Genomic DNA, 5,597 nt, shown 5'->3' with positions numbered 1-5,597 from the left:
TTGTTGATACTATCTATTTGCCTTCTGGCTAATAGCAATAGTCTTTTTTCTTAGACATAAGTTTTCTTAATTAGTTTCTCTAAGTATTTTGTATCAGATGTTACTAAATACTCTGGTTATTCAAACTTTTCCATCTACTGAGATTTCTTAACTAGAAAAACTTTTAGTCTTGACATAATATTAGGTCGAGGTCTAATGATCTGCGTTTTAGCTTACCTGTGACCATAAATACTTCCTTGACCGCTTCAAATCACACAAGTCTTTAGATAAGGGCTGTACGATAACCGAAGTAGATTGCATTGTTGCGATTGCGTTATGCTTCTAGTAGTTGGGTAGGGTGCGTTAGGCAATCCCTTGTTTTTAGGGCAAAAATCAAGCTCTGAATATTGCCGTAACGCACCACAAAGAAAGGTTTTTGGTGAGTTACGCTAACGCACCCTACTGGGGAGCATCTCACTTTCTTTTCATTTCATTAACTTGACATTTCATCTGGCTGAGGTTATAACTATACTAGAGTACGGATGTCTCCGCATTCCGCCCTAATCAATAAAGTAACAAACAACTTAAAATGATCACCAACATCTCTAGACAACTAACCACTGGCGCTCTTGCCATCGCTGGCAGCGTTGCCGCTTTCGGCTTTGCCGGTGCTGCCCCCGCCCAAGCGCAGGCGGTGTGCCCTCTACCTTTAGGACAATTGTTATCTGGTTTCAAGAATGAGGCTTGCCGAGTGGGAGACAAGTTGTTTACATTCTACGCCTCATCTCCAACGTCTGGAGCTATAAATAACGGGGTTCTTCTCATAGATCAAATCCTGACATCGACTATAGACAGACACACCTTCAACTACAGACCAACTCCCGCTCTAACCCAGGGCTCAACTTTTATCATAGATTACACGATCGAGATCGTTAATGACCCCGACACTACTGAGAATGAACTTTTGACGAAGATGTTCAAAGACTTCAGTATTGGCTATGATGCAACTGGCGCAGGTAACAGTGGTATCGTGGTGGACAAGACGGTTTGGTCAGATGCTTTCAGTGGGATGAGTTTGATCGGAAGTTCGACAGCTTCGAGCTCGACGAGTGCTTCTGGTGCCATGGTTCCAGTTCCGGCAGATGTCAAGAAACTTTTCGTCAGAGACACTTTCAGTGTCTCTGATCCCATGGGTTCCCTTAACAGTATCACCAACGACTTCACACAAACGACAAAATCAATTGACATCCCCGAACCCTCTGCTATCCTCGGTATCTTAGCCGTTGCCGGTGCTGGTGCTTTCGCTCGTCGCAAGAGCTAGTCACTGCCATTAAATCAAAGGCAAGCGTTAAGCTTAAGCTTAACGCCTTTTTTTTGTGTCTAGAGAAGGGGATGGGGAAGTGGGAAGTGGGGGAGTGGGGAGTTCGAGCATTTGTATTAAAATATCCAATACGCAATTTAAATGCAGTATACTGTTCAGTTAACAATCCCACTGGTCACTGATAATTGATCACTGATCACTGATCAGCCATTCCGATGCTCTTTCACCTAAATCTAAGGCCAGACTAACCGCTTTACCGAGACGGGGACGCTCGCGGGTTTCGCGGATAAAAGCTTGAAATTGACTAAAACCACCCCATTCGTGGAGATAATTGGCGATCGCATTGAGATGTTCCAGATATTCAGACTCGGAGAGGGGAAAAGAAGCTTGTTCGAGATATTTCCACATTACCTGGACATGAACCTTATCTTTGATGCGTCGCAGCTGGATATCGTAGGAACGACCCCATTTTTCTAGTAATAATTGCTGTAAGTCCACACCCGTCATGGTTGCTATCGCTTCTCAGATGTCAGTCGGCCTCTTGATTTTATCACAGATGTCGGGGTAAAGACCCTCGGTTTTACAGAAGGGATGACACTCTCGCCATCAACCGCTTCGCGGTGTAAAGAGAGTCCTCTTGCTCCAATTTAGATAGACCTGTGAACCACACTTTCAACCGAAGGAACTTTACTCCACCGTGACACTTTTGGCTAAATTGCGCGGCTGATCCACATCTAAACCGCGACGGGCTGCGATATGATAGGAGAGCAATTGTAGGGGAATTACTGTGAGAATTGGCGATAATAATTCTTCAATTTCCGGCACATACAACAAATCATTAAAGACTTTTGGTGCTTCCCTATCGCTGTCGGCAACTACTCCCAATAATCGCGCATCCCTTGCTTTTGCTTCCTGTGCATTGGAGAGAACCTTATCATAAACTATCCCCGGCATCGCAATCGCTACTACGGGAACCTTTGCATCTAAAAGCGCGATTGGTCCGTGTTTCATTTCTCCGGCTGGATAGCCTTCCGCATGAATATAACTGATTTCTTTGAGTTTTAAGGCTCCTTCTAAGGCAATGGGGAAATTAATCCCCCGTCCCAAGAAAATAAAGTCTTGGGTGTCATTAAATTCATGGGCCAATTCTTCGATCGCTTTTTCCTGTGTTTCTAAGACAGTTTCGATCAATCTTGGCAGCGATCGCATTTGATTAATAATTTGCTCGATTCTCTCTAAAGACAAAGTTTGACGACGATAGGATAAATCCAAAGCTAAGAGATAAAAACCCAATAATTGTGCCGTAAAACTCTTAGTTGCCGCCACCCCGATCTCGATCCCCGCTTGGGTATTAATAATCTGATCGACCATTTGTGCTAGGGTACTTTCGGGGCGATTAGTAATCCCGATAATCCGGGCTTGATATTTTTTTTCTAATCCTAAACGACGCTGTTTTTCCGTTTCCAAAGCCGCTAAAGTGTCGGCTGTTTCCCCCGATTGCGTCACCCCGATAGTTAAAGTATTGGGCATCAGGGGCGTGGGTGCATAGCGAAATTCCGAGGCGTACTGTACCCTTGTTGGAATACCCGCCAACTGCTCGAGCAAGTATTTACCGACTAAACTAGCGTGCCAACTGGTTCCACAGGCTAAAATCTGAATATGTTCTAAATTATCGTAAATTTCTTCAGAAAAATTAATATTTATCGGGTTGACATTATCCTCATTTTGTGCGTTTCCCTGGGGATGCAGATAAGTCCCTAAACAGTCGCGCACCACTCCGGGTTGTTCGTAGATTTCCTTGAGCATGAAGTGACGATAACCCTGTTTTTCTACGGTCGTCGGACTCCAATCGAGGACTCTGGGGCTTTTACGGACTCTTTTGCCCTCAAAATTATAAATTTCTACTCCCAAGGGTGTTAACCGAGCGATTTCGCCATTATCCAGGGACAGCACTGCCCGGGTATGGGGAACTAAAGCACTGACATCCGAGGCACAGAAAAACTCCCCTTGACCGAAACCGATGATTAAAGGGGCGTGTTGCCGCACGACAATCAATTCATCGGGATAATCGGGACTAATCACCGCTAGGGCAAAAGCACCCTCTAAACGTTCAATTGCCCTTAAAACTGCCTTGAGGAAAGGACTCACCCCCAAGTATTCTTCATCGGTAGGTTTGGGTAGATAACGGGCGATTAGATGGGGAATAACTTCTGTGTCGGTTTCCGAGTCAAATATACAGCCTTTCTCCTTTAATTCTGTTCTTAATACCTGAAAATTTTCGACAATGCCATTCTGTACCACTGCCACCCGTTGACTATTATCGGTGTGGGGATGGGCATTACTTTCTACGGGTTTGCCGTGGGTTGCCCAACGGGTGTGACCGATACCAATTTGGGAGGGATTAACTTCCTGTTCTAATTTTTCCCGCAGATTGTAGAGTTTTCCCTGGGCGCGGACTCGATGTAATTCACCTTCGAGAATTGTGGCAATTCCTGCCGAATCATAACCCCGATATTCTAAACGTTCCAAACCAGCTAGGAGAATATCGATCGCTGTTTGGGTTCCGATATAGCCAACAATTCCGCACATTCTTTCGCTGACCCCATTTAGGCTAAGTCCGATCTATTCTATCGCAAGCGTGACACTTGTTTGCTTAGAGGCTAAAGACGCACTGACAAGGGCAAAGTTTCCTCTAATGGGACTCATCCTTCGCTCATTTTTGGGAGCAAGATGGGGTCAAAGAGGTCTCAAACGGCTCTTTTCGTGCGTCCGCCAAATCGACGAACTTGACGAGAACCAATAGGAACCATCCAGATTTGGGCATCTGGGCGACGAGCTTCAAGGCGATCACAAGCGGCTATTTCACTCGCGTCAATTTCAAAGTCTCCAGTTTCGAGAGCGATTGCCACAATCTTGCCATGATTACCCTGCTCGACTTGAGAACGTACCTGGGTCTCATAAATCTCATCGCCGCGTCGGGCAAATTCTTCTTTGCTGTAGAGAGGTTGTCGCACTGTCCTTGGCGTGACCCTGTTGCAACTTTTGCCCCTCTATTTTCACCTAAACATTGGCAATCTTCGCTAACATTCCTCAACTGGGCCCACAAGAGCGGCGTACTGCCACGCAGTGCCTTCGACATCGCACTTAGACTCATAGCTTCAATCAATGTGCATGGTGCCTTCCCAAAAATCTATTGGTGGAGCAGTAGGAGCCACCTTAGGGAACGCACCCTACCAGCTGAATTCACCCGCCATTTTGGTCTATTTTCCAGCATCAGTGGCTTTTTGTTGGTCGGGTGCAAGATTTGTTAGACCTCAAATTCGATTACAGTAGCAATGGAGGCTACAATTTCCAGTATTGTAATTTCAGAAACGCTTCCTAATTTACGAATAAACCTTTGTAAATCCACCCCCCTTAGTTGAAGAGTATCAATTGCAGAAGCTTTATTCAATTCATTGATACTGTTAGGTTCAATTTTAAGGTGCCAGAAATTTGCTGAAAAATATGTTTTCCAGTCTGTAATAGGAGCAATAAGCTTTATAGGAAGCTTTCCTACTGAATCGGAACTGATGACGACGGCAGGACGCACTTTTTTGATTTCTGCACCAATAGTAGGATCGAAGTTGACTAACCAAATTTCTCCACGTTTTGGCAGATCAGGGCTAATAGTCAATGATGTCACCTGCCATTAACTGCTGCCATTCAGAATCTTGTTGATAGTGAGAGAGCATTATATCGGCTTGACTTTTGAGAATATTCCTACGTTCAGCATTGGTAACTTCAGAAGAGCAAGACGCTGTTTTAAGGATGGAGAGATATCTTCGGTGGTAGAAGAATGAGAACTAACTTCTTCAACCAAAATAACTACCTCAACAGTTTGTCCTACAGTCAGATCTGGAGATTCAATTTCAATTCTATTTCCCGGTAGGACTTTTGCTGTCGTGTACAAAGTTGATTTGACCATTTTAAGCCCTCTCTTTAAGTATTGTTGTTATACTAAATCCGGTTATTAAAAACTGATTATTTATCCCCCCTTTTGCATGAGTGCCTCTTGCATGAGTGCCTGTCCTTATAAGTAGGGTTTGGTGAATAAATCTAAAAACCTTATCCAACAAGGTTTTTAGACTTTTTTTCCCTCAAAAAGTGCCGACCCTTGTAGTGATTGGGGGGAAAATTCAGGGACTTTTTCCCTGAAAATTAGGTAATTGACCACCTGAAAATGGGTAAAACCCCACACCCCACACCCCAACCCCCAACCCCCAACCCCCAACCCCCACCGAAAAACTTTTTCAGCAGA

General features: G+C 44.6%; 5 protein-coding genes and 1 pseudogene. 1 reads left to right on the top strand and 5 read right to left on the bottom strand.

The window, feature by feature from the left end:
- Positions 1 to 568 precede the first annotated feature (568 nt).
- Positions 569 to 1,300 carry a PEP-CTERM sorting domain-containing protein gene (locus IM322_RS00700; RefSeq protein ID WP_287676374.1) on the top strand — a complete coding sequence of 244 codons (732 nt, stop codon included), beginning with the start codon at positions 569 to 571 and terminating at the stop codon, positions 1,298 to 1,300.
- A gap of 189 nt (positions 1,301 to 1,489) precedes the next feature.
- On the opposite strand, the gene IM322_RS00695 is transcribed toward IM322_RS00700, so the two are convergent.
- The 5 genes and pseudogenes from IM322_RS00695 to IM322_RS00675 form a co-directional block, all read right to left on the bottom strand.
- Positions 1,490 to 1,807 carry a DUF3067 family protein gene (locus IM322_RS00695; protein ID WP_002756874.1) on the bottom strand — a complete coding sequence of 106 codons (318 nt, stop codon included), beginning with the start codon at positions 1,805 to 1,807 and terminating at the stop codon, positions 1,490 to 1,492.
- Between the two features lie 180 nt (positions 1,808 to 1,987).
- Positions 1,988 to 3,889, bottom strand: coding sequence for a glutamine--fructose-6-phosphate transaminase (isomerizing) (glmS, locus tag IM322_RS00690; RefSeq protein WP_286823729.1), 1,902 nt, complete (start codon positions 3,887 to 3,889; stop codon positions 1,988 to 1,990).
- A 158-nt stretch (positions 3,890 to 4,047) separates the two neighbouring features.
- Positions 4,048 to 4,314 carry a hypothetical protein gene (locus IM322_RS00685; protein ID WP_287676373.1) on the bottom strand — a complete coding sequence of 89 codons (267 nt, stop codon included), beginning with the start codon at positions 4,312 to 4,314 and terminating at the stop codon, positions 4,048 to 4,050.
- Positions 4,315 to 4,607: 293 nt separating this feature from the next.
- On the bottom strand, positions 4,608 to 4,982 hold the full coding sequence (locus IM322_RS00680) for a type II toxin-antitoxin system PemK/MazF family toxin (RefSeq protein ID WP_287698975.1): 375 nt from the start codon (positions 4,980 to 4,982) through the stop codon (positions 4,608 to 4,610).
- Positions 4,963 to 5,264, bottom strand: a pseudogene (locus IM322_RS00675) (hypothetical protein). The gene IM322_RS00680 and the pseudogene IM322_RS00675 overlap by 20 nt, the downstream one beginning before the upstream one ends.
- Positions 5,265 to 5,597 lie beyond the last annotated feature (333 nt).

Origin of the sequence: Microcystis sp. M109S1 (assembly GCF_020247025.1) — a bacterium.
Classification (GTDB): Bacteria; Cyanobacteriota; Cyanobacteriia; order Cyanobacteriales; family Microcystaceae; genus Microcystis.
This window is presented reverse-complemented; position numbering and strand designations above follow the sequence as displayed.